The 24,712-nt window shown below is 54.6% G+C and carries 19 protein-coding genes; 8 read left to right on the top strand and 11 right to left on the bottom strand.

What is annotated here, in order from left to right; all coding sequences use genetic code 11:
* The first annotated feature begins 45 nt into the window (after positions 1 to 45).
* Complete coding sequence (locus tag F7231_RS22775; RefSeq protein WP_166693678.1) at positions 46 to 2,904, top strand: TonB-dependent receptor; 2,859 nt, start codon at positions 46 to 48, stop codon at positions 2,902 to 2,904.
* 192 nt (positions 2,905 to 3,096) lie between these two features.
* Positions 3,097 to 4,260, top strand: a complete 1,164-nt coding sequence (locus F7231_RS22770; RefSeq protein ID WP_166693677.1) for a glycosyltransferase family 2 protein — start codon at positions 3,097 to 3,099, stop codon at positions 4,258 to 4,260.
* A 97-nt stretch (positions 4,261 to 4,357) separates the two neighbouring features.
* Here F7231_RS22770 and F7231_RS22765 read toward each other — a convergent pair whose 3' ends face one another.
* From F7231_RS22765 to F7231_RS22755, 3 genes are read right to left on the bottom strand one after another with little or no spacing between them, the layout of a single operon-like run.
* Positions 4,358 to 4,951: a class I SAM-dependent DNA methyltransferase gene (locus F7231_RS22765; RefSeq protein WP_166693676.1), complete on the bottom strand. Its 594-nt coding sequence runs from the start codon at positions 4,949 to 4,951 to the stop codon at positions 4,358 to 4,360.
* Positions 4,948 to 5,754 (bottom strand): PIG-L deacetylase family protein, encoded by an 807-nt coding sequence (locus F7231_RS22760; protein ID WP_085412527.1) that lies wholly within the window; start codon positions 5,752 to 5,754, stop codon positions 4,948 to 4,950. Before F7231_RS22760 ends, F7231_RS22765 begins: the two co-directional genes overlap by 4 nt.
* Entirely contained in the window at positions 5,738 to 6,922 is a 1,185-nt protein-coding gene (locus tag F7231_RS22755) for an acyl-CoA dehydrogenase family protein (RefSeq protein ID WP_166693675.1), read from the bottom strand. The genes F7231_RS22760 and F7231_RS22755 overlap by 17 nt, the downstream gene beginning before the upstream one ends.
* 197 nt (positions 6,923 to 7,119) lie before the next feature.
* Between F7231_RS22755 and F7231_RS22750 the strand changes: the two genes are divergently transcribed.
* Complete coding sequence (locus F7231_RS22750; RefSeq protein ID WP_166693674.1) at positions 7,120 to 8,805, top strand: hypothetical protein; 1,686 nt, start codon at positions 7,120 to 7,122, stop codon at positions 8,803 to 8,805.
* Between the two features lie 136 nt (positions 8,806 to 8,941).
* Entirely contained in the window at positions 8,942 to 9,970 is a 1,029-nt protein-coding gene (locus F7231_RS22745) for a phytanoyl-CoA dioxygenase family protein (RefSeq protein WP_166693673.1), read from the top strand.
* A gap of 5 nt (positions 9,971 to 9,975) precedes the next feature.
* Here F7231_RS22745 and F7231_RS22740 read toward each other — a convergent pair whose 3' ends face one another.
* Both F7231_RS22740 and F7231_RS22735 read right to left on the bottom strand, forming a co-directional pair.
* Positions 9,976 to 10,917 (bottom strand): homoserine kinase, encoded by a 942-nt coding sequence (locus F7231_RS22740; RefSeq protein ID WP_166693672.1) that lies wholly within the window; start codon positions 10,915 to 10,917, stop codon positions 9,976 to 9,978.
* Between the two features lie 223 nt (positions 10,918 to 11,140).
* A complete protein-coding gene (locus tag F7231_RS22735; RefSeq protein WP_085412523.1) occupies positions 11,141 to 12,841 on the bottom strand; it encodes a sodium:solute symporter family transporter in 1,701 nt (566 codons plus the stop codon).
* A gap of 238 nt (positions 12,842 to 13,079) precedes the next feature.
* Between F7231_RS22735 and F7231_RS22730 the strand changes: the two genes are divergently transcribed.
* Complete coding sequence (locus F7231_RS22730) at positions 13,080 to 14,147, top strand: DNA topoisomerase IB (protein WP_085412522.1); 1,068 nt, start codon at positions 13,080 to 13,082, stop codon at positions 14,145 to 14,147.
* Positions 14,148 to 14,195: 48 nt separating this feature from the next.
* Here the strand turns inward: F7231_RS22730 and F7231_RS22725 are convergent, their stop codons facing one another.
* Complete coding sequence (locus F7231_RS22725) at positions 14,196 to 15,587, bottom strand: TolC family protein (RefSeq protein WP_166693671.1); 1,392 nt, start codon at positions 15,585 to 15,587, stop codon at positions 14,196 to 14,198.
* Positions 15,588 to 15,758: 171 nt separating this feature from the next.
* Here F7231_RS22725 and F7231_RS22720 point away from each other — a divergent pair, with 171 nt between their 5' ends.
* Genes F7231_RS22720 through F7231_RS22710 form a run of 3 tightly spaced genes read left to right on the top strand, consistent with a single transcriptional unit; the run spans position 15,759 to position 18,194 of the window.
* Positions 15,759 to 17,420 (top strand): amidohydrolase, encoded by a 1,662-nt coding sequence (locus tag F7231_RS22720; protein WP_166693670.1) that lies wholly within the window; start codon positions 15,759 to 15,761, stop codon positions 17,418 to 17,420.
* Positions 17,421 to 17,466: 46 nt separating this feature from the next.
* Positions 17,467 to 17,901, top strand: a complete 435-nt coding sequence (locus tag F7231_RS27860) for an Rpn family recombination-promoting nuclease/putative transposase (RefSeq protein WP_166693805.1) — start codon at positions 17,467 to 17,469, stop codon at positions 17,899 to 17,901.
* Positions 17,898 to 18,194, top strand: a complete 297-nt coding sequence (locus F7231_RS22710) for a hypothetical protein (protein WP_166693669.1) — start codon at positions 17,898 to 17,900, stop codon at positions 18,192 to 18,194. The genes F7231_RS27860 and F7231_RS22710 overlap by 4 nt, the downstream gene beginning before the upstream one ends.
* A 1-nt stretch (position 18,195) precedes the next feature.
* Here the strand turns inward: F7231_RS22710 and F7231_RS22705 are convergent, their stop codons facing one another.
* From F7231_RS22705 to F7231_RS22685, 5 genes are all read right to left on the bottom strand, one after another.
* Positions 18,196 to 19,374 carry an amine oxidase gene (locus F7231_RS22705; protein ID WP_166693668.1) on the bottom strand — a complete coding sequence of 393 codons (1,179 nt, stop codon included), beginning with the start codon at positions 19,372 to 19,374 and terminating at the stop codon, positions 18,196 to 18,198.
* A 110-nt stretch (positions 19,375 to 19,484) separates the two neighbouring features.
* Positions 19,485 to 20,309 carry a hypothetical protein gene (locus F7231_RS22700; RefSeq protein WP_166693667.1) on the bottom strand — a complete coding sequence of 275 codons (825 nt, stop codon included), beginning with the start codon at positions 20,307 to 20,309 and terminating at the stop codon, positions 19,485 to 19,487.
* Positions 20,310 to 20,329: 20 nt separating this feature from the next.
* A complete protein-coding gene (locus tag F7231_RS22695; protein WP_166693666.1) occupies positions 20,330 to 21,202 on the bottom strand; it encodes a hypothetical protein in 873 nt (290 codons plus the stop codon).
* 7 nt (positions 21,203 to 21,209) lie between these two features.
* Positions 21,210 to 21,785, bottom strand: coding sequence for a hypothetical protein (locus F7231_RS22690; RefSeq protein ID WP_166693665.1), 576 nt, complete (start codon positions 21,783 to 21,785; stop codon positions 21,210 to 21,212).
* Between the two features lie 68 nt (positions 21,786 to 21,853).
* A partial coding sequence (locus F7231_RS22685) for an Ig-like domain-containing protein (protein WP_208295668.1) occupies positions 21,854 to 24,712 on the bottom strand: 2,859 nt, incomplete at its 5' end.

Raw genomic sequence — 24,712 nt, 5'->3', positions numbered from 1 at the left:
TTGCCCGCGAGCGGCTTTCCTTCTCAACTTTCAGTTATTCACTCCATGCTCAAATATCTACTGCTTTTCTTTTTCCTGATTCCTGCCAGCCTGATGGCTCAACGTGCCTCGACCGCTAAAGTTGGGGTAATCAAGGGGTTGGTGATCGACTCGACGTCGCAAAAAGCTCTGCTTGAGGCCAATGTATCGCTGCTGAACGCCCGCGATTCGTCGTTCGTGCAGCTTCAGTCGACAGGCGGCGAAGGCGATTTTACCCTGACGGGTATTGCGCCAGGTACGTATCGACTGTTGGTCTCATTTGTGGGCTACCGCACAAAAACAGTCCGCGTTACCATAACGCCCGAGAAACCTGAAGTGGTAGTAGGTACCATTCTGGTTCAGCCACAGGCCCAGAACCTGGGCGAGGTAGTCATTGTGCAGGAGCGCCCGCCGGTCAGTGTACGCGGTGATACGGTTGCCTTCAACGCCTCGTCGTTTAAAACACAACCCAACGCACAGGTCGAAGATCTGATCAAGAAATTACCGGGCATGGAAGTGGACCGCGACGGGAACGTAAAATCGCAGGGTCAAGACGTAAGGCGGATTCTGGTCGATGGCAAACCGTTTTTTGGTAATGACCCCAAAATGGCGACCCGTAACCTGCCCGCCGACATGATCGACAAGGTGGAAGTATTTGACCGGCAGTCGGATCAATCGCAGTTCTCGGGAGTCGATGATGGAGAGCGCGACCGGACGATTAACCTGGTAACTAAACGTGACCGGCGGCGGGGCGTGTTCGGTCAGGAAACGGCTGGCTTTGGCACAGACGATCGCTATCAGGGACGCATCAGTGTCAACCGGTTCAACAACGGGCAGCAACTTTCGGCTATCGGGCAATTGAACAACATCAACCAGCAAGGTTTTACCGGCGAAGGGCTTGGTGGTGGTGGCAACGTTGGCGGCGGAGGCAACAACCGGGGCGGAGGCGGTGGCCAAACAGGTGGACTGGCCGGACCAACCGGCATCACCCGTGCGGGCGCAGCTGGTCTGAACTTCTCAGACGCGTTCGGCACAAAACTGGAAATGAGCAGCAGCTATTTTTTCAATCAGACCGATGCGTTGAATAACCAGGTGAGCCGTCGCGAAACTTCGCTGCCCAGCACAAACGGCGGCACGGAACGTACCCAGAACTTCACCGATCGTAGCAACGGTAGCCGATCGATCAACAATTCGCACCGGTTCAATGTACAGCTCAACTACCGCATGGATTCGTTGAACTCACTTCGGGTTATTCCCAACTTTACCTATACGCTCAGCAACAGCAATACCAACAGCAACTCCCGCACGGTCGACGGCCTGAATCAGCCATTAAACACCAGTGTGAGCCTGTTCAACAGCAATGGAAATAGTATTTCGGGTAGCAATACGCTGCTTTGGATGCACAAATTCCGGCGGCGGGGTCGCACGTTCTCGGTTAACCTGATTACGTCTGTAAACGATAATACAACCAACAGCCTGAACCAGTCGCAGAACCAGTTTTTCCGATCGGTCAGCACAGGCCCCGGCAGCAGTACCGTAACCGGAACGGGCAGTGGGACAGTAACCGGAGCAGGCAGTGCTACAGGCGTTTTCGCCACGATCGTTAACCAGCAAAACCGCCAGTTGACCAATGCACTGACGAATAACCTGACGCTGTCATACACCGAACCGCTTTCGCTGGCAAAAACCATCGAGTTCCGGTACAACCTGAGTCTGTCGAACAACGAATCGGACCGTCGCACGACTGATTTCAACCAGGAGACGGGTCAGTACGACCGGATTAATCTGTTGCTATCGAACAACTTCGTCAACACGTTTGTGACTAACCGGTTGGGTACGTCCTATCAATACCGCCGGGTGAAATACCAGTACACCGTGGGCTTCGACATGCAGAATGCAAGCCTGCAGTCCGACAACCTTTCGCGCGATACAACGATCGCCAAGATGTTCCAGAACATTCTGCCGAACGCCCGTTTCCAGTACACGATTGCCCGGAACCGGACCTTCACCGCCGATTACCGAACCCGTGTCAATGCGCCTTCGGTAACCCAGCTACAGCCCGTGATCGACAACAGCAACCCACTGTATATCCGATCGGGTAACCCGAACCTGCGGCCTGAGTACACTCATACGCTGAACCTGAACTACCGGAATTTCGATCAGAACACGTTCAAGAGCTTCATTGCCACTCTGGGACTGACCAGCACCTATAATCGCATCGTGAACGCAACGACCATTACGCCTTCCGGTGCGCAGGTTAGCCAGCCAATCAACACAGATGGGTACTATTCGCTGTTTGCCTTCACCAGTTTTGGCAAGTCGCTAAACTGGGGTGACCAGAAAGTAAACCTAAACTGGAACAGCAACGTGAATGGCTCGCGCGGCATCAGTTTCGTGAACGGGTTGCAAAACGCGTCGGTCAATATGAACATCGGCCAGGGGCTAAGCCTGAACACGAACATTAAAGAAAAGACCGACCTGAACCTGTCGGGCAATGTGACTTACTCGGTGGCAACATACTCGATTCAGCCACAGCAAAATACCCGGTACTTCACCAATACGGCCAACCTGCGAGCCTATCACCGGTTCGGCAACCGTCTGTTCCTGTCGACCGACGTGTATTACATCGCCAACACCGGCCGGGCAGCGGGGTACAACCAGCAGTTTACGCTTCTCAATGGGAGCTTGGGGCACTTTCTGTTCAAGCAGAAGCAGGGCGAGTTGCGCATAACGGGTTATGACCTGCTCAATCAGAACCAGAGCATCACCCGGAACACCACCGAAACGTACATTGAAGACACGCAGAGCCTTGTTCTTCGGCGGTATTTCATGGTGACTTTCAGCTACTCGATCCGTTATTTCGCCGCTATGCGCGCAACACCTTAGGGTATCTGATTTGGGGGGATCGGGGTAAGGATTTGGCTTACGCAACTGGGGTCTTACTCAGCCGTAAGCTAAATCCTTACCCCGTTAGCCCCAATCCCAACTCCTACAGTCAGATTTTGTAACATTCGCCAGGGCTCCCGGTTCGGTTTATACTGTTCGGCAGCTTACTCAACCAGCCGGCGTTTTCTGATTATGACTGTCACGCTACCGACTTTATCGGATGAGTTATTAGCACCTGTATTTCTCTTCACCGACTGCCCGCCAACTGCCTCGCGCCGGGTATCGGTTGTGGTGCCCGTTCGCAATGAAGCCGACGGTATCTGGCAGACGCTCGATGCACTTCGCAACCAGCTTACCTTGACCGATCAGCGACTGTCGCCGGCTCTGTACGAGGTGCTGGTACTGGTCAACAACTGCACGGATAACTCATATGATCAGGTACGTCGATATCAACAGCTACACCCCTCTTTTGCCTTGTGTGTTGCTAATATCACATTATCGACCGAGTCAGCCCATATCGGCACGGTGCGTCGACTCCTGATGGACGAGGCCTGCCGCCGGCTTCAGGAGTCAGGGCATCCGCAGGGCGTCATTGCATCTACCGACGGCGACACCCTGGTTGATCCGTACTGGATCAGCCATATTCTTCGTGAGATCGACGCCGGTACCGATGCTGTTGGCGGGCGCATTCTCACTAATCCGGAACCTGGCCCGGCCCGCCTTCCCCACCTTCGGGATACAACCTATCGTCATTTACTGGCCAAAGCCGAATCGGCCATCGACCCGCGGCCGCATGACCCCTGGCCCTGCCATTATCAGCATTTCGGTGCTAGCCTGGCGGTTACTTGTCAAGCCTACCTGAAAGCAGGCCGTTTACCAGTAGTACGGTACCTGGAGGATGATGCACTGGTGAAGGCGTTGCAGCGCATTGATGCCCGTGTGCGTAAAAGCCCTGCCGTACGCGTTTACACCTCGGCCCGCTTACAGGGGCGCGTCGAGGTTGGTTTGTCGTGGCAGTTACAGCAGTGGGCCAACCAGAACGAGGCTGGCTACGCTCAACAGGTTGAAGACCCATTGGTGTCAATCACCCGGTTTCGGCTTCGCCACGAGTTGCGCCACATCTGGAACCAGCGCCACCAACCCGGCAATATGGCTCGCTTGGGGCCTATGGCCCGTCAGCTCGGTGTATCAACCGATTGGCTATTGTCTCAACTGACGAACTCGGCTTATTTCGGTCAGTGCTGGGAGTTGGTCAATGCTCAGTTCGACACCGTTCTCTACGCCACCGAACCGACTACCGTTCCCATCACAGACGCCATTACCGGACTACGTACCTGGCTAGGAACGCAGGAATAGATATCGGTCCTTTTCGTCTTCTGTTGCGCTGCTACTTATGGGCAACGTACCTAAACAACACAACAGAAGACGCAAGACAGAGAGCTGTTTATTTTACCTACACCCGTTCGAACAGATCGAGGCGGTAGTTTTCTTCGCGGTGACCGTGCAGGTGGCGTAACGGCTGATTATCACCCGTTTTCGCCATGAATGCGTCGTGTACCTGGTCGCCCGTTAGCGGATAATCAGGTACGAGGGGTGTCCAGTGGACCAGTAGCAAATGGCCACCGGTCTCTAAGTGATCGATCATCTGTTGCTGCGCTTTCAGCAGATCATTCATCGACCAGTAATACCCCACTTCAGACACGACAATCAGATCAAACAGCTCGTCGGGAAAATCGGTGGGGATGACTCGGTTTTCGATGCGCACATGCGGCGATCCCGCCAGGCGTTGACGAGCCTGCCGAAGAGCTACTTCGCTCACATCCACCGACAGCAAACTGTGGCAGCGGGTGGCTAACTGCTTTGTCAGCACCCCGATAGAGCAGCCAATTTCAAAGCCTGAGCCGTAAATCTGCCGGGGAAGGGATGCGACAGTATCGGCGTATTTATCCCGTTCGTAGGGGCTGGTCGTAAATTGCCAGGGGTCTTCGTTTGCCCCGTACACGTCGTCGAAGTACTGGGGCTTCAGGGTGTCTTTAGCGTCGCTCATGCGGATAATGGCTTTTCAAGGAAGAGTTCGTAAGGAGTATCAAAATGGCGTAACAATTCGGGCGACAGGTAAAATGCCGACGGATCATCGTCAATCATCCGCGTTACCTGCGATCGGTGGGCAGCAATGGCACGCTTTTTCTCAGCCACTACTGAGCTGATATCTACACTCACGGCCAACCGCTCGTTCGTACGGGGCATGTCGTCGGGGCGGCCTAGTTCCCACAACCAAATCAGGTATTCCAATACGCGTGGTGGTTCTTTCAAGTGAGCCAATGCACCCTGCATCAACTGATACGTGGCCCGATGGTCTGGATGTGGATCGCGTTCGAACGGCACCAGAATAGATGTTGGTTCCACGTCCTCTAGCACGGCACGAAGCCGATTAACGGCTTCGGCAAAACCAACCGAATCCGTGACGGGTACCTGCCGGTCGGGAAGGCGCATGAAGGTTACGTCTCGGTCTGAAACGCCCAGTTCACGCAAGGCATCCAGTGCTTCAGCTTCGCGAAGGTCGCGCAGGCGGGTAGCTGGGTACGTTGCCGAATTGGGGTGCGACTGCGTACCGTCGCTGACAAATACAACATGTACCAGAAATCCAGCCCGGCGCAGCAACGCCAGCGTTCCACCACACCCCAGCGACTCATCGTCGGGGTGCGGGGCCAGTACCACCGTCCGACCCAGCGAGCGGGCGTCGATAGGGGCCGGTCCGTTACGAAGCACATTGGCCAGGCTCGGGGGCAACGTACCCGGCAGGGTCAGACCAGCGTCGTTATCCGCCTGATGATTAGTTCCAGAGATCATGGGTAAGGCTATTTTGCTGACTGACGTACTGGCCAATATCGGTCAGAGTAGCATCGGGAGCAGGTTGTCGGAGATACATGGTCAGGTCGCGGTGAATACGCTCGAACGGCAGCGGCCGCAATAGCCCCCTCGCCCCTACCGACCGTTCGGCCAGTTGCATCACATCCAGGCAGATTGCCTCAATGGCGGTGCGGGTCATGTTGGCGTAGGCAACTGTTTTCCGGGCCAGTTCATCACTCAGTTCGGGCTTAGCCATGCGTTGGCGATGCCAGGTATCCGTATTGGCACCGGCTTGCGCCAGCCACAAATTGCCCGATTCCAGGCGGATCGTCATTTCGGCCAGGCGGGTCTTCTGAAACGGATCATCGGTGCGCCCCATCGACCGTAACAACTCCCGCGTCGCGTCGAGCATGGCTTCGGCCCCGCCGAGTTGCACGGCAGCAAACCGGATAGCCCCACCACTGAAATAAGGCTGCCGGAAATAATCGCCGGGCTTACCCAGCAGATCGTCGTCGGTAAGGAGAACGCCGGTAAAATCTATCTTGAAACTAGCTGACGCCCGCATTCCGAGCGGTGTCCAAAACTGATCGTCAATCGTACTTGCGTCAACAGCCGTGGCAGGCAAAATGCACATCTGCCATCCCCTCGCCTGCCCATCGACTATCAATTCGCCGGTAATCAGCGGCCGGTCGATCCAGCCTGCGCCGGAGCAAAATGTTTTGCTGCCTTCGAGTTCGTAGCGACCATCACCCAGCGCATGAATCCGGACACCGTCACCAGCCTGCGTATTCCACACACTGAACAGCGCATTTCGACGGAGCACGTCGCCATACCAGCGCTCCTGCTGTTGCGTAGTACCGTATATGCGGGCCAGTTGCAAGGCGTTGATATGCCCTTCATACACGCGGCCAACGGCCAGGTTGGCCGCTCCGACCCGTTTCAATAGGCTAAGCAACGCAGGCGTATTGGGACCGAGCGCATCAAGCGGCTGATCGGGCAACGAGACCGCCAGCAACCCCGCGTTGCCCAACTCCAGAAAGGCCTGTTCGGGAAACTGACCCTCTTCGTCGGTTTCGGGTGCCAGCCGGGCAACCGATAGCAGCACCTCCGAGAGAGCATCGGGGTGGTCCTGCCAGTGGGAAATTGACGTATAATCGTGCGTAGTCATGTCATCGAGCTGTGTAGTTACCCAACACCCCAGCAAACCGATTCGCTGAAAATCAGATTGAACGGACAGCCTGCCAATATCAGGGCCAAGCAAGGCCGTTTATCCCTCTGGGTAACCTGATTACCAGTCTTGCACATACCTTCTGAAGCGAGTAGGTGAAACCCATATCTTTGTGCCATCACATTCACTACGTCCTGTTGCGCCTTTCTTCACCAACCCCGCCCTCGTGGCTTCGATCACTTACCGCCTCGCTGATCGTTGTCCCCCTACTTATCTGGCTGTGGGTCTTGATCCGGTACGCCGCCAACGTCGTTTTCAATGACGATTACGCGCTGCTTATTTTTGTGGCCCGCTGGCATGACCCAGCTCAGTCGTGGGCAACGCGATTAACCGAGCTGGTGGCGCTGCACAATACCCACCGCATCATTTACGACCGGTTGGTCTGTCTGGGTACGTATTACCTGACCGGTCAACTCAACGTCCAAGTCATGATCGCGCTGGGTAATCTGGCGCTGCTGGGCATTGGCTGGCAGTTGTGGCGGGGGTTCAGGCAACTGGGGCTCTCAACCTGGTATTTTCTGCCGATCCCGTTCTGGCTGTTCAGCCTGCAATCGCACGAGAACATGTTTTGGGGAATGGCCGCCCTACAAAATTTTACGGTGATCTGGTTTGTGCAGGAAACGCTGCATCAGTTGCACCGCCGCGTTCCACTCATTTGGCCATTGCTCCTGGGCATTGCGGCTACGCTGACCAGCGGCAACGGCATACTGGCGTTCCTGATCGGCGCGGTCCTGCTCATCAGTCAGGGCCGACGCGACAGGTCGTTGTGGATATGGCTGGGTAGTACGGCTCTTGTGATCTGGGTCATGATCGGCCTCTCGTCGGTGGCCCACGAACGAACGCCTATAATGGGTTGGCTTCCGAACCTGTTTCTGGCACTGGGCGGCGCATTTACCAACGAAACCAACACCAGTTTACCCATGCTGGCCGGTCTGCTGTTGACCGTAGCCATGGCGCTTGCTGTGCTGCTGTGGCAAACCGGGTATAGTCAGGTAGGAAAACGGTTGCGTCAACTGCCAATCACACCCGAATGGCTGTCGTTTGGTTTATTCATGCTGGCAACAGCCCTGCTATTGGCTATGCACCGGTTGCCCGACGAAATTCTGCGCGACCGCTACAAGCTGTATGCGCACCTGATGCTGAGCTTGGTTTACCTGCTTGTGCTTGGCATTACCAGCGCCCGGCTGCGGGTCGTCTGGGCGATTGGCACCTCGTTTATGGCCATCGTGATGAATGTGGGAGCTTTTCACGCCTGCTTACCCCGAATTGTGAGTGGGTCGCAGCAGCGGTATGCCGACGCCTTCAATTTCCATACGAATAACACCACGATGGTTATTCCGTACCTGCGCCAGTACACCGACAGTTTGCTCACCAGCGTGCATCAGCAGGGCATTTACCGATTCCCAAACACCATTGCCCCCCCAACGGCCTGGGTACCTACGCCTTCCTCCGATTCACTACAGATCAGCAGTTTTCAGGACGACTTTATCAAGAATTCGTTTCTGGGCGATAGTCCCTGCTACATCGAACTCGACAACAAAGAGATCACCCACCACCTGACCGATGGCACAGACCGGGGCATTTTCCTCGTTGCCGAGTCGGCCGACCACCGCAGCTACCTGTTTCCGGCACCGCCCAACAAAGGAGGGATGAAAGATTTTCTGCGGGGGCGCGGGCCATTCAAGGTGGGCTTTGCAGTGTCGTTTCTTTCCGGCAGGCTTAAACCCGGCACTTATCAGGTCAGGATACTTCGTATTGTAAACGGCACCAGCTACCAACTGCTCGGGAAGGGCCAGCCACTAGAAATCCGTTCGATATATTGATTGGCTATCGGTTGACTATAAGGTACTTCACCCGGATATTAGCAGATGCTTCGACAAGAGCATCTCAATTCTCGTCACTATCCCGACGTCGATCCGTTTCTGAAACGTGACCAAAGTCAGCTAATCGGTTTGTATCATGGGCATTACCTCCACCCTTAAATCAATCATTAAAAAGGCGATTCAGCCTGCCCCAAAAATCGTCCGCGAGTTTGATTCCAATACCCTGCCGTGGATCGACCGGCCGAATGCTGATATTGACGGCTTTGCCCGGCAGTTTGCCAGCAGCCACGAAGGGCTTTCGTACAACATGGCTGAGAAGCTGCGGTTCTGGCAGGCAAATGGGTACGTCATTCTTGAGCAGGCGATTTCGCCCGAATGGGCCGATCAGCTTTGGCGGGAAACCGAAGAGTTGATCCTGCACAACGATCAGTACAAGGTCAATGTGCGCGTCGATTTGCCCGAGTATCAGTCGGCCCCGGTGCAGGAAGCGCGGGCTTTACCTCAGTCGGTGCTGGGTGGTAAATTCATTAAGTTCATGGATTTCCACAACGCCTCGATCATCGGGAAGAAGATCATGCTCCATCGGAACATCGTCACCTTTCTGGAAGCCGTTTTCGGCGAACGGGTCGTGGCCATGCAAAGCCTGCTGTTCAAATTCGGAAGTCAGCAGGCTACACATCAGGACTTCGCCTACGTGGTTTCTGAGATACCCAGCCACCTGGCCGCTGCCTGGATCGCCCTGGAAGATGTGCAGTACGACGCCGGACCGCTGTACTACTACCCCGGCTCGCACAAACTCAAAAAGTTTGACTTCGGAAACGGCATCTTCTTTAATGGCGAATCGACGTATAACCCCGACGACTTTGCCCGCTACCTCGACAAAGCCTGTCAGGATGCCGGTATGGAACGGAAAACGTTGCTTATCAAAAAGGGTGATGTACTCCTCTGGCACGCGTCGCTGGCGCATGGCGGCGATCCGATTCGCCAGCCAGACATGACACGAAAATCATACGTTTGTCATTACTCATCGGTTAGCGCTTACAAACACCACCGACTCCGGGCAGCCGACGAGCCGCAACGCTACTCCCTCAACGGAGCCGACGTATTTCTGAACCCGTCGCTCCCTGATCAGGAAGATATTTTCCGGGCCGGGGAAACCATGTAGGTACGTTACTCGCCCTCGCCCAGAATGCGGGGCCCAACCGTGTTGATACCCGACACGTATACCTCACCGGTGATGCCTACCGACAGAAATGCCTGCTGCATGGCCTGACCAACCCGTTGTGCTGTTTCAACGTCGCGGCTCAACGCAAACATCGATGGGCCGGAGCCGGAAATACTACAGCCCAGCGCGCCATTATCAAGCGCCGCCTGTTTTACTTCGTTGAATTCAGGAATCAGAATCGAGCGCACCGGTTCAATGATCACGTCGACCATCGAGCGGCCAATGAGGTCGTAGTCGGGCTTGGTTAGACCAGCAATCAGGCCAGCTACGTTGCCCATCTGGATAATGGCATTTTTGAGCGACACTTCATTTTTCAGGATGAAACGGGCATCTTTTGTATTCACCTCCACGTCGGGGTGAACCAGCGTGGCAAACAGGCTGGCTGGCGTCTCAATCTTGATAACGTCGAGGGGCGAGTAGCTGCGAACGACGACAAAACCGCCCAATAACGACGGGCCTACGTTATCGGCATGGGCCGAGCCACAGGCAATGCGCTCGCCCTCCATGGCAAACGGGAGCAACTCAATCGTAGTGAGCGGGCGACCCAGCAGTTCGTTGGCGGCAAATACGCCCGCCACGGCACTGGCCGCGCTGGAACCAAGACCACTACCCAGCGGCATATGCTTGGTCAGGACCATGTCGAAGCCAACATCGGTCCGGCCAAGTTTAGCCAGAAATGCCTGAATGGCAATACCTGCTGTGTTACGGGCCGCTTCGCGGGGAAGCCGTCCTTCGTCGCCGATAATATCGAGAATACGAACACCCGGCTGGTCAGAGAACCGGAGTAGCACCTCGTCGCCGGGCTGGTCGACGGCAAAACCAAATATATCGAAGCCACAGGCCACATTGGCGACGGTAGCGGGAGCAAATACGCGGATTTCGTTCACGGAAAGAGGCAATTGAGGCGGCAAGTTACGGTCAAAAAGGGTTTGATGTTTTTGGTTTGTCGTTTGATGTTTGTCGTCGCGTGGCTAATCAACCGAACGGTGAGTCAGCAACGCGACGACAAACCAAAAACAAATTGAGGTTTGCTGTTGCGCTTCCTGATCACATTCTGGTGACCAGCAGCACAACAACAAACCTCAACCCACAAACGTCAAACTTTCCCTCTTACCAGAATCGGATGTAGAGTACTGACAGGAGCATGAAGATGATAACGACAAGCACGATATTCGATGGCTCCAGTTTGAACATCGACGAATCAATTGCCAGGCCTCTTGGATTGATCTTCGGTCCGGCCAGGCTGATCAGTACCATAGCCAACACGGTAAATACGAACGACCAGCCCATGCAAATCAGGAATGGAATCTCCATGTTGCCTGAATCGCTGTTGTAGAAGGCCGTATACAGAATGGTTTCGTTACCGAACAGGCTTGGTGCGAAGTTGTTGAACAGTACCGCCAGCGCAAAGCCAAGCAATACGCCAACGATCGCCGCAGTACCCGTGGTGCGCTTCCAGAAGAAGCCTAGAATAAACAGGGCGAAAATACCGGGGCTTACGTAGCCCGTATATTTCTGGATGAACGTAAATCCACCTTCGCCACCAATACCCAGTGCATCACCCCAGGCCAGCGCAATCGAGATCAGCATGGCCGCTACGATCGTTAGTCGACCCACCCAAACCAGTTTCTGCTCCGACGCCGCTTTATCTACATACTTATGGAAAATGTCGAGCGTAAAGATGGTCGAGATCGAGTTGGCTTTACCAGCCAGAGATGCCACGATAGCAGCCGTCAGGGCGGCTACCGACAGGCCTTTCAGACCGTTGGGCAGGAAGGTCAACACCGCCGAATAAGCGTTGTCGGCCATTACTTTGCCGTTGGTTGTCATCTCGGCCTGCAAACCACCATTTTTGAAGATCACGTACGCGGCAATACCCGGCACCATAACAACCAATGGCATGAAGATTTTCAGAATAGCGGCAAACAGGATACCAGTACGGGCCGTTTTCAGATCGGCACCAAGCGCACGCTGGGTAATATACTGATTACAACCCCAATAGTTGAGGTTCACAATCCACTGACCAGCCAGGTACATCGAGATACCGGGCAATGTCAGGTATTTATTCACGTCGACCTGCGGCGTGTTCGGACCTGGTTTCTCGAAAATCATGTGGAAGTGATCGTCGGAATTGGCCATCATCCCTTTGAAGCCGTCGATAGCACCGCTCCCAACGCCTAGTACTTCGGCTACTTTATCGAGCGCCAGGTACGTAGTTACCAGACCACCAATAATCAATACAAGTACCTGGATCACGTCAGTGTAGCCGATCACCTTCATGCCGCCCAGTGTAATGACGATGGCGAAGATGCTCAGGCAAATAATGATTGTGTGAAACGAATCGCCGCCAATCAGGTTCGAGAGGGCCAGCGCACCCAGGAACAAAATAGAGGTCAGGTTCACGAATACGTACAGAAACAGCCAGAAAACGGCCATGATCATACTTACGGTTTCGTTGTAGCGCTGGCTCAGGAACTGCGGCATCGTGAAGATGTGGTTCTTGAGATAGATAGGGATGAACCAGACTGCCACGATAATCAGGGCAATTGCCGCCAGCCATTCGTAGGCCGCGATGGCAACACCCAGTGTAAAGCCACTTCCCGACATGCCGATAAACTGCTCGGCCGAAATATTAGAAGCAATCAGAGATGCCCCGATGGCCCACCAGGTTAGTGACCCTTCGGCCAGGAAAAAGCCTTTTGTATCAAGATTATCAGTCTTTTTTTGTTTGTAGATCCAGTAACCGTAGGCCGATACACCGACGAAATAGAGGAGAAATACAATGTAATCTGTTGTAACAAGTTGGTTCATGGAAAATAATTCGGAAGATTATCCAATTAGAGGTAGAACAAGCTGGGTCAAAAATAAGCGAATAGGTAAGACAACATCTCTTTAATATGTTCTCCTTTATGCACTATTCTGTCTTTCAAAGGGAAGTATATTCGAATTTACCCCTGCCCAAGCTGGAATCGCCTTACAGACTACGACTAGTAAATTATAAAAACCTCTGTAGCCGATTCCAGGTTAATGGTTGACTCAACCCTAGATTATGAATCTTCTGGAATTAGCGCAGGACCCAGCCAGTGTGGCTAAAGCAGCCAAATTGGTTTACGTCAGTGATACCATACCCGGCATTACCCGACAAACACGCGGCGATCGGTATGAATACATTGACGCCAAAGGGAACGTTGTCGAAGACGACGCTACGTTGGCGCGCATCCGGAAAATGGCACTTCCGCCCGCTTATCAGAACATCTGGATCTGCCCTAAAGCCAACGGCCACTTGCAAGCCACGGGCATCGACACCAAGGGGCGCAAGCAATATCGTTACCACGCCAACTGGAACGCCATTCGGAGCGAGACGAAGTTTTATCGGATGATTGCTTTTGGCGAAAAACTACCGTTGCTGCGTAAACGTATTCACAACGACCTGAACAATCGACAGCTCGATCATGACAAGGTTCTTGCCCTTGCTCTGAGCGTCATGGAACAAACGCTGATTCGAGTGGGTAATGCCGCGTACGAAAAAGAATATGGCTCATACGGGCTTACCACCCTTAAAGACCGGCATGTTAAGACCAGCCCAAAGGAGGTTCGTTTCAGCTTCAAAGGCAAAAAGGGAATTTACCACGACATTACACTGCAGGACAAACGGCTGGCCAAACTCGTGAAAGCCTGCCGCGACATTCCCGGCAAAGAGCTGTTTCAGTATTTCGACGACGAAGGCAATCGTCACAGCATCGATTCGGGGATGGTAAACACGTACCTGCAGGAAACGATGGGCGATGAATTCTCGGCCAAAGATTTTCGGACATGGGCCGGCACCACCAATGCCCTGCGTCTGCTGGTTGAACTGGAGCCCTGCGAAACGGAGAAAGACGCAAAGAAGAACGTCAACACTATTCTCGATGAGGTTGCGCACCGGCTGGGCAATACCCGCACCGTATGCCGTAAACATTACGTACATCCCCAGATTCTGGAAGCCTACGAATGTCAGGACCTCAACCCATACATCACAAAACGAAATCGGTACCGCCAAACAAGCCCCCACGGTCTCGACGGCGTTGAGAAGCTGCTGCTGGCATTTTTGAGCGACCAGGTCGGGAAGAAATCGTGACAGTAGGTAGTTGCTCCCCACCCGACCCGTCGGGTGGGGAGCAACTACCTACTGCTTCGCCCCCAGAAAGGCCTGGCTAATGGTGCTGCTTAAGCGGAGGAGTTCAATTTCAGCAGCTTTGGCGTTGAATTCGGCGTCAAACAAACGGGCCTGCGCGGCAACTGAGTTACGCTGTACATCCCGAAATTCGACGGGGGTTGAGTTACCCACCCGGTAGCGGTCGTAGGCAATGTCGATATTTTCGAGCGCGATCTTGTAATTCTGCACCTCCACATTCAGTAGGGCCAGGCTGTTCTGATATTGAGTAAATGTCTGCGCGATAGCCTGATCGAGTACCACTTTCTGGTCGGCCTGCTGGTATTCGGCAGCCAGCGCATTCGCCCGGGCATTGGCCTCCAGCCGGCGCAGGTTGCCACCGTTAAAGATCGGAATAGCCGCCTGCACGGAGTAGGTTAGCCCCCGGTTGCGCCCCTCGGCCACCCCAAAACCACCTTCATTGTCGATAAACGTGAAGTTGTAGCCCGTTTGCAGACTAATGGTGGGCTGCCGCTGCGCGCGGGCCAGCCGAATGCCAATGTCGGCCACGCGCCGATTCAGGGCAGCGGCGGCCAGTTGTGGGTTGTTGCTCAGGGTCTGCTGGCGAATCTGCTCCAGATTGATGTTCGGGTTCGCGAGAATAGTGTCCCGAACGGCGAAATCGGTTAGCGGATCGCGTACCAGCAGTGTATTCAGCAATACTTTAGCCGACCGCAGGCTTTGCTCCTGCGTGAGCAGCGTAACGCTGTCGGCGTTGTAATCGACCTGCGCCGTCAGGTAATCCACTTTCGAGCGCGTACCTACTTCATAATTCGCTTTGGCCAACTCACGCCGGTCGCGTGAAATGTCGAGGGCCTGCCGGAATGAAAGTAGTTGCTGTAGCTGACGCACCACGTCGTAATAAGCCGTCGCCACGTTAGCTATGGTTTGCTCTACACTGGCCCGCGTATTTACTTCACTGATGCGAACCAGCTCACCGAACCGCTCGTAGGTAGCAAAGTTGGCAAAGCCATTGAACACCGTCCAAGTCATGTTGACGCCCGCCTGGGTGGTCCGGTTGAAGATGCCATTGAGCGTTTGGGGCGGACGGATGTTGTCGACAAACGTTTGATTGATACTCTGCTTGCTGCCGTTCGTGTTCACGTTGCCTGTAATGAGCGGGTAGAAGCCAGCGTTGGCGGGAATACGTTCGTTGCGGGCAATTTGCTCCTGAGTCTGCAGGCCTTTGATCTGGTAATTCTGGGCCAACGCCGTAGCAATGGCATCGGGCAGCATCAGTTGCTCACCCTGTTGCGTGATATAGGCATTTTGCAGCGCCCGTTGTACTGGGTTCTGAAACGGCTTCTGCTGGGCAATCGACTTGGTAATCAGTACTGAAAAGAAGAGTGTAACTAGGAGGCGCATCGAGCGATACTGGTTAAATGAAGACATATGATCGGGCCAAACAGCCTACCGACAGACGATTTTCGAAATAGAAGGATAAAAGTAGAGCAAAAAGCATTGCCTGTCGCTGTTCTAAGCATTGGCGAACGTACCTGAATCGGTATGTTTGTCCAATCTGTCATCAAACTCTTCATGCAAAGACCCTCTATTTACCTCTGTCTGCTGGCGACCCTCCTGCTGGCGGCCTGTTCAACCCGCCGGTCGGTCGATTTCATCTTCACAAACGCCACCGTCTACACCGTCGACTCAACCTTTACCGTGGCTCAGGCTTTCGCCGTCGACAAAGGCAAATTCGTAGCTACTGGTTCTACCACGTCAGTTCTCGATCAGTTTAGCTCAGACAGCATTATTGACTTGAAAGGCCAACCCGTTTACCCTGGTTTCTACGACCCGCACGCCCACTTTCTTGGCCTGGGCCAGATGCTCGACCAGGCCGATCTGGTGGGGGCTATCTCCTACCAGGATGTTATCGACCGTCTGAAAGCCTATCAGGCCAAACACCCTGATGTGCTCTGGATCATTGGCCGCGGCTGGGATCAAAACGACTGGCCAAAAAGCGATTCACCGGTCCGTGGTTTTCCAACCAATAAACTGCTGAATGATGCCTTCCCGAATATTCCTGTTGCCCTTACCCGCATTGACGGCCACGCGCTGCTCGTCAACGACAAAGCCTTGAAGCTGGCCCGCGTTACCGGATCAACGGCCATGCCCGGCGGTGAAGTGGTGCTGGCGGGGACCCAGCCCAGCGGCGTTCTGGTCGACAATGCCATGCAGGTAGTTCGCCGGGTCATTCCGCAGCCCGATGAAGAAGCCAAAACCCGGATGCTCCAAGCCGCCGAAAAAGCGTGCCTTGAACTGGGCCTCACCACCGTTTCCGACGCCGGCCTGAACCGCCCGGACATTGAACTGATCGACAAGTTGCACCAGCAGAACAAATTGAAAATCCGTGACTACGCGATGATCAGCCTCGGCGAATCGAACATGGAGTATTACCTGAGAAAAGGCCCTTTTCAGACCGACCGCCTCACGGTAAAGTCGTTTAAACTATACGCAGACGGGGCCCTGGGGTCGCGCGGAGCCTGCCTGCGCAAGCCCTACAGCGACCGCCCCGAAACAACAGGGTTCCTGCTGCTCAGCCCCACCGAACTGGAGCGAATCACGAAGTTGCTGGCTAACAGTGGGTTCCAGGCCAACACGCATTGTATTGGTGATTCGGCCAACCACCTGATGCTGAACCTGTATGGCACGTACCTGAAAACCAAGAATGATCGTCGCTGGCGCATCGAGCACGCCCAAGTAGTATCGCCGGAAGACGTGGCCAAGTTCGGCCAGTATTCCATCATTCCGTCGGTGCAGCCTACCCACGCCACTTCCGATATGTATTGGGCCGGCGAGCGGCTGGGCAAAGCGCGCGAAAAAGGAGCCTACGCCTTTAACGACCTGATGAAGCAGAATGGCTATATCACCTTTGGTAGCGATTTTCCCGTCGAGTACGTCAATCCGTTGTTTGGTTTCCATTCGGCCGTCGCCCGGCAGGATGCGAAGAACTTCCCTAAAGGCGGTTACCAGCCCGAAAATGCCGTATCTCGAAAAGAAGCCCTGATGGCTATGACCCGCTGGGCCGCCTATGCCTGCTTCGAAGATAGCTTGCGCGGCAGCATTGCCCCCGGTAAACAAGCCGACTTCGTTATCCTCGACAGCGACATCATGACCGCCCCGAACGAGAAATTGCGGAGCGTGAAAGTCCGGCAGACGTGGGTCGGTGGTGAACGCCTGTTTACGGCCACGAAGTAATGACAGCCAATTCTGGCAACCCGTACGACCGGTATTTTAAAGAAGCATTCTCTCCGATTTCCTGAATGTCTACTTATCCGATACCCTACGCGAGTCTGACACGTATACAGACGAAACGTTAAGCGAGCATTTTGCTGATTTGATTTTCTCGGCCACCTTAGGTGACAAGCAGGTTTGTATTGCCCTCTTGCTGAAACATAAAAGTTGTAAAGAACCGCATATTCATTTCCAGCTAAACCGGTACCTGCTCAATGCGTGGGACGATCAGCTAGCCCAGAAAAAACCGTTGCTGCCTGTGATTCCGATAGTGGTCTATCACGGGCGGCGGCGGTGGAAAAAGCGCGCCGTATCTCTTTATTTTGATCAGTTACCAGCAGCAGCGCTTTCCTACGTACCCAGTTTCGACCGGGCAGGGAGAATAATTTTTCCGCACGTCACTTATCTACCTAATTTGGGTCACCTCCAACGATCGAGCTGGTGACTATTTTTAGTGACGTTTCAAAACAAGCAGAGAATTACAGCATATCGCTATACGACCAACTGATTCAGGAAGGAGTAGAGAAGGGCATTGAAGCAGGCATTGACCAGACGAACAGAAAGGCGATCAGAGCCATGTTGACGTTGAACATGGAGAAAGCAATGATTGCCAGTGCGCTGGAACTCCCTATTGAGCAGGTAGATCGCTACATTGAGCAACTTAACTCCAGTAAACTACAACCCTGCTCAGCCTATGTCACAGGGGCTTCGCTACACAGCAAAGACCCTGTGACATAGACTAACTGATGACGGCCTGAGCCTGTTTTAATGCTTCGGCGTAGGGCTGGTGCAGGTGTCGGCCCGGAGTCTGGCCAATTTCCATATCCATACCAATCGGGGCCGCATCCCACAAGCCAGCCCGGTGCCAGGGCGTCATATGATCCCAATCGGGCCGATCAATGATGGGGTACAGGCAAACACCTTCCAGCGGTATTCCCGCCTGCCGGGCTTTTATACACTCGCGCGCGACCATCTGTATCCATTGGGGCCGGTCGATGCCGGGGTGGCTGGTTTCGCTGAGCACAATCGGCTTGCGGTATCGTTTGTACGTTTCCAGAAACAGTTGATGCAGCGGCCTAAACCGCGGGTCATTGCCTTCATTCCCCCAGGGCAAAAACTCATATGTAGGAATAGCCCACTGGTTGTTGTAATAAAAGTTTACGCCTACAATATCGACCATATCGGGACGGCCGCCCAACTCAGGGTGCAACCTGCCCAATAGCATATCGACCGCCTGATATTGATTGACGTGAGCCGCTTTGGCATCGGCAAGCTGTGAGCGGGATGCATTGAGTGGCGCTACGATGTTGACCAGCGGCTCGGTGGTCATAATCAACACGTTTGGGTCAATCTCCCGCATGGCTGTAATGCCTTCCAGGTACGCCCGAATCAATCCCCTTTTTACTTCGAAGCCTTGTTTTGTGCAATAAGGTGACGTACCACATACATCACCACCCAGCCATGATATGAAGCTTACTTCATTTATGGGCGTCACCACCAGCGGCCCGTCCGGGTACGTTTCCCGATAAACGGAGACGAACGCCCGGCAGATAGCGGCAAACCGACGGGCAAACATGGGATGTAGCGGCGTCAGATCATCGGGATACCCAAAATGGCAGATATCCCATATTTGTTGAATACCCAGCGCTTTGCCGCGCTGTAGCATATGGCGTACCACCGCCCAGTCATACACGTACGCTCGTTTTTCAACCTGGCTCCAGCGAATACCCTCACGAACTGTTCTGATATTCAGGCTGGCGATATCGGCGTAGTCGGCGTCGAGCCGATCCAGGTGGCCGGTCAGGGGCAGGAAATCGACGCGGTTACCGAAAGCGTTCTGTTGGTCGGTACATTCATAGCCACCCCACCAAAATGTATTGAATCGGTTGGGATTAGGCAGCGCAGCGGGTAAACTCATGGTGTTGAAATAGGAAGTGGTAGTCCCTATCAGAACTACCACTTCTTTGTGCTTAGCTACCTAAACCGAGCAAACGGTTTTTAAACCGTTTGGTATGTATTGATGTTTGCCTACCGAATCCAGATTTTCTGCGACAGTCGCTCAGGCTTTTCGGGCCGTTCCAGGCTAATAACGGTGTAGCCAGCAGCCTGACCGGCGTCGATCTCCCGGCCTGCCAGCGTTTCTACCCGTTCGGCAAACGACCGAAGCACCACGCCCCGGTTATCGAGCAGCCGCACCGTCACGGTCTCCTTTGGGTCGAACCCCTTCATGTATAGTCTGAACTTACCGCCGACGCTCGGGTTAGGATACGCCACAATCCGGGCTGAGGTTTCCTGCACTTCACCGGCCTCCTGCGCTTGTACCTGCAACGGAGCTACCTGCGAATCGACCTTCAGGTAGTCGGTGCCGTGGTCATCGGCCATGTAGCTCCGGAAATCACCTCCTTTCATGCCTGCTTTCGATGAGTTCGGGTCTTTAGCAGGGTCATAGAGCCGTACATTGGCAACGTACCCACCTTTCAGGCCAAAATCAAACAGCACATACTCCTGCCCGGCTACCAGATCCATCTTTTCACCTTGAGTCGTCAAGCCGTGAAAATCAGCATTGGGCGCAGCAACGGAGCCATAAATAACTGAATTGTCGGACCAGGAACCTGCCGCCAGACTCCGAATTGATAGTGTCTGGTCAACGACTTCTGCGGGCAATACGACAGACACCTGCGAAGGCCCCCAGGTGAAGTTACGAGCCGAAAAAGTGGGCTTGGCAATCACCTCATAGCGATTCGCTTCGGTGTTGAACGACAGCCGCAACGCAATCTGTGGCACTGTCTGCCCCCAGGAGGCAGTACCTAACAGGCAACTAAGCCCGACGAGCAATGTGTGACGTGTAATCATGTCAAGGTCTGAGAAAAAGTTTACCGAATGCGCGTCACCACCAGTGGCAAACAACGCGGTGAACAGCCACAAAGCGTTACTGACAAAGCCGGCGACATAGCCAGACAATCGGCGGTTACCTGGGCAAGGGTAGTCACGCCATTGACAACCAGGTTGGTCACCGTCGCGTTATCTGAGTAGGTCAATGCATAAGCCGAATAAGTACCGTTGGCCAGGCCGGTCGACGTGAAGGATGGCGTTTCCGACACACGCACCAACGTACCCGCGTTATTGATCAGCACATAACTGGTTTTGATTCCAACGCCCGTGCTTCCACCCGCTGCCTGAAGCACGATCTGCTCGCCAATCTGATAATCGCAGGTGGGCGGTTCCACTGGCGGCGGTGCTACACAGGCCTTGAACACCAGTGCCTCCGACCAGTCGTAACAAGCGGCCGATACAGCACTGAGTGAACTGCCCACAGACAGATTACTGATGGCCCCTTCGTAGGTCAGCGCCACAGCCATGTACGTAGCTGTGCCGCTTAAACCCGTGAAGCTGGCCGTTTCGTTTACCTGCAAAATAGTACCGGTGTTACTGGCCAGTACATACCGGGTGGCTACCGCACTGCCACTGCTGCCGCCAGCACTGGTGAGCGTTACCGTGGCAGTTGTGTAATCGCAGGTTTCGCGCGCCAACGGGCAGCCATACGCGTTGACGGCCACGCCTGTTGGTGTGTCGGGGCACAGGTCGGCTGTATCATCAACACCGTCTAAATCGGAGTCGACCAGCCAGCCGCTACCTGGCTCGCCAACGGACTCGCCTGGTATTGGGGCGGCGTAGCTTTGGCCGAGCGCCAGCCATAAACAAACGCAAAGCCCCAGCAGCAGACAAATAGGTTGTTTTGTATACATGGGCCAGTTATTTGCTCAAGGTGGGCGCACTCAGATTACAGGCGGTACAGAATGTACCTGTATTGGCGTAATTTCCTACATACAGATTGAACGCACCGTTTGGATCTCCGGCTGAATAGAGCGTATTGGTAAAGTCGCCGCCGCCCATACCCGGTGCCGCTGAGTTAGGGTCCGATCCGTTCACGTAGAGCCGCAGGCCCGGCAGACACACATTACCGGGAAGGGTGAACGTAAACAACAGCGTTTCGGTATTAGCTACCAGGTCAACAGGCGTACCGTTCGACGCGAAGCCGTGAAAATCAGAACCTTGGACGTTATACGCACGTGACAAATCACCCCAGGGGCCGCCCGCAACGGTAGTCACCGCCGTGATAGCCACATCGGTAAGTGACGAAGGAGTCACGACGGTTATTTGAGAACTCCCCCAACTAAATGCAGACTGACTTGTGTTGGGCCGGGCATATACTTCGTAACGACTCTGGAAGAGATTATACCGCAAGGTGTACTCAACAGAAACGGTTGTCTGGCAAAGGCCCGTCAGCGTTACGCTCAACAGACACAACAGGAGAAAACTTGTCTTCATAATAGTAATTAGTAATACGGTAGATAAAGTTGGGGCGCAGTGCAAGTCACTACGCCCCCTGTTGGTTGTTAAGGAATCTGCTCGATCATGAAATCGAAGTTGTACAACCTGGCATCATTGAGCAGGTAATAGGTCAGGATGTTAGTGAAGACCAGCGATGGGTCCGTGGCCGTACCCTGATACTTGACCTTTCCGTCCATATTTACGTCGCCGAAGTAATAGCCCAGCGCATTGTCGAAGTTGTAGACCGGATTACTGGTGTTTTGTGCACCAAGCACTTCCGTGAATATTGGCACCAGGTCATTCATAGACCCCTGGTATTTCACCTGCCCATTGTGGTTGGCATCACCAGCCCACAGTGCCTGCTTGCCACTTTCGGTCCGTTGTTCGTACCCTTCGAAATTGTATACGCCGATCACTTTGTTATAGAGTTGGGCCCCTGTCATGGTGGTGAAGTCAACGACTGTTCCGGTGGTCGATAGCGGAACGGCAGTGGCCGTCATGGCACCCAGGTGGTTGCGGTGCTTGACACTCACGTAGAAGTCGTTGCCAGTCAGTCCGGTGAAGCTCAATGGCGAGACACCATCGCTGGCCAGTACTACATCACCATCGCGTTGCACCAGTGCCGAGCGGGTAGCTACAACCAGCGACATGTTGCTTGGGCTGCGGAGTTCAACGAATACCCAATCAACGACCGCATCGCCTGTACCGGCATTCTGCGCCGTCACGCTGGCAGGCATCACCTCGCCACCGCTGTTCACATGCGTGAAGCGAGCACCGCCAATAGCCGCGTAGGGTTCTGCCGATGGTAGGAATCCTTTACTCCGCAGGTCGTCGCGCATCAGGCCGCCGGTCCCCCCAATTAAGGCACCCTGCAACATGACCTTCATCTTCAGAACGAGGATTTTGATCGCCGTGAAGCTAGTCACGTCTGTCGACGTACCACCCACGTTGCTGACAATGGCCGTTACGCTGGCTGGCCCATCCACGAAGGTTAAGCTGGCGCACGCAAACGTACCTGACACACTGGCCGTGGTGATGCAGAATTGACCGTCGGGGCCAAGCACCGTTACACTCGCCATTGGTGTAGCTGTACCTGAGATGGTAGGCGTTGTGGTTGCCGTACCGCCTTCGGCAGGAGACAGAATGGCGATCGTTGGCACACCCACCGTTGTGAAGCTAATCGGCTGTGACGTAGAGCCACCCGGACCGATCGCTGTTACAGTCAGGTTCGTTGGTCCTTCAGGCAGTGGGCTGGTCAGCGCACAGGCATACGTACCGGAGGCACTCGCCGTAGTAGTGCACAGTGTTACCGGACCCGGTCCTGTGATTTCGATGGCGCTACCTGGCGTGGCCGTACCCGAAACAGTAGGCGTGGTAGTCGTCAGGACGTTTACCGGCGAGAGCACCGTCAGCGAAGGTGGACCAACAACCGTGAAGTTACTGATGGCCGGAGCCGAGGTGCCCCCCGCATTGCTGGCTAGTGCCGTGATGCTGGCGGGCCCATCCACGAAGGTCAGGCTGGTGCAGGTAAACGTACCTGACACACTGGCTGTGGTGATGCACGACTGCCCGTTGGGGCCCAGCACCGTTACACTGGCAAATGGCGTAGCGGTGCCGCTAACCGGCGGGTTTAAGCCATAGACAGTGGTGCCATCGACAGGGTCGGTAATGGCAATCGTTGGCGGCACCGCAATGGTGAAGCTACTCACCGACGGAGCTGATGGTACGCCGTTGTCGTAGGCAATGGCCGTTACACTTTGCGGACCATTGGCCAGCGGGCCAACCGTGCACGACCATGAGCCTGTCGCCGTTGCGGTTGTACTGCAAAGCGTAGCGTTAGTCGCATCGGTCAGAACCACCACCGTATTTGGCGTAGCCGTACCACTGATGGTCGGCGTAAACGTAGCGACGACACTTCCTGGCACCGGATCATTGATCGTTACGCTTGGCGGAGCAGCCACCGTGAAGGTACTGACCACCGGTGTAGACAGAACACCCGCCATGCTGGTGGCGATAGCTGTTACACTTTGCACCCCGTTAGTAAACGTCAGACTTTCGCAGGCATACGTACCCGACGCCGATACGGTCACTATGCATGGCCCACCTGTTGATCCCGGCCCTCCGATCACCGTGACACTGCTACCAGGTGTAGCCGTACCCGAAATTGGCGGATTCTTTACTGTCACCAGCTCGTCAGAGGGACTCAGGATGGTCAGCGTTGGCGGTACCGTTACGGTGAAGTTCGTCACACTTGGCTCACTAACCAGCCCGTCATTGTAGGCGATGGCTGTTACGCTTTGAGGACCGTCGGTCAGCACCGGAGATAGACACGAGAAGCTACCCGATGAAGTTGCCGTTGTTGAGCAGAGGGTTACCCCTACCGGACCAGTAAGTACAACCAAGCTACCCGGTGTAGCTGTACCGCTCAATACAGGCGTATATACCGCAACGACGCTACCCGGTGCGGGACCATCGATAAGCACTGTTGGCATGACACCGTCGGCCGTTACGATAGCCAGCGCCGTAGCACAGGTCACCGGCGAGAGCTTATCGCAGAGTTGGTAGACCAGTGTGTACGTGCCTGGGTAGGTGCCAACAGCGATACTTACCGCCCCCGTAGTCGGGTTGAGTGTAATGCCGGCCGGGTACGTACCAACCGCTGCTACAGTGGCGTTACCTGTGTTGCCAAGCGTAGCCGGTACGCCGTTAACCTCATCGTTAGCAGCCACATTGGCAATAGCAGCGCCACCTGTACCTGTTAAAGCCGTACCAGCATCATTCACAGCGATTACGCTCGGTGTTACTGTCACTACAGCATTGGCCGTAGCACAGGTCACTGGCGAGAGCTTATCGCAGAGTTGGTAGACCAACGTGTACGTGCCCGGTACGGTGCCGATTGCCACACTGACGGACCCCGTATTCGC

This window comes from Fibrivirga algicola, from assembly GCF_011742925.1.
GTDB lineage: Bacteria > Bacteroidota > Bacteroidia > Cytophagales > Spirosomataceae > Fibrella > Fibrella algicola.
The sequence above is the reverse complement of the archived record's forward strand: the minus strand, read 5'-3'. Positions and strand labels throughout refer to the sequence as shown.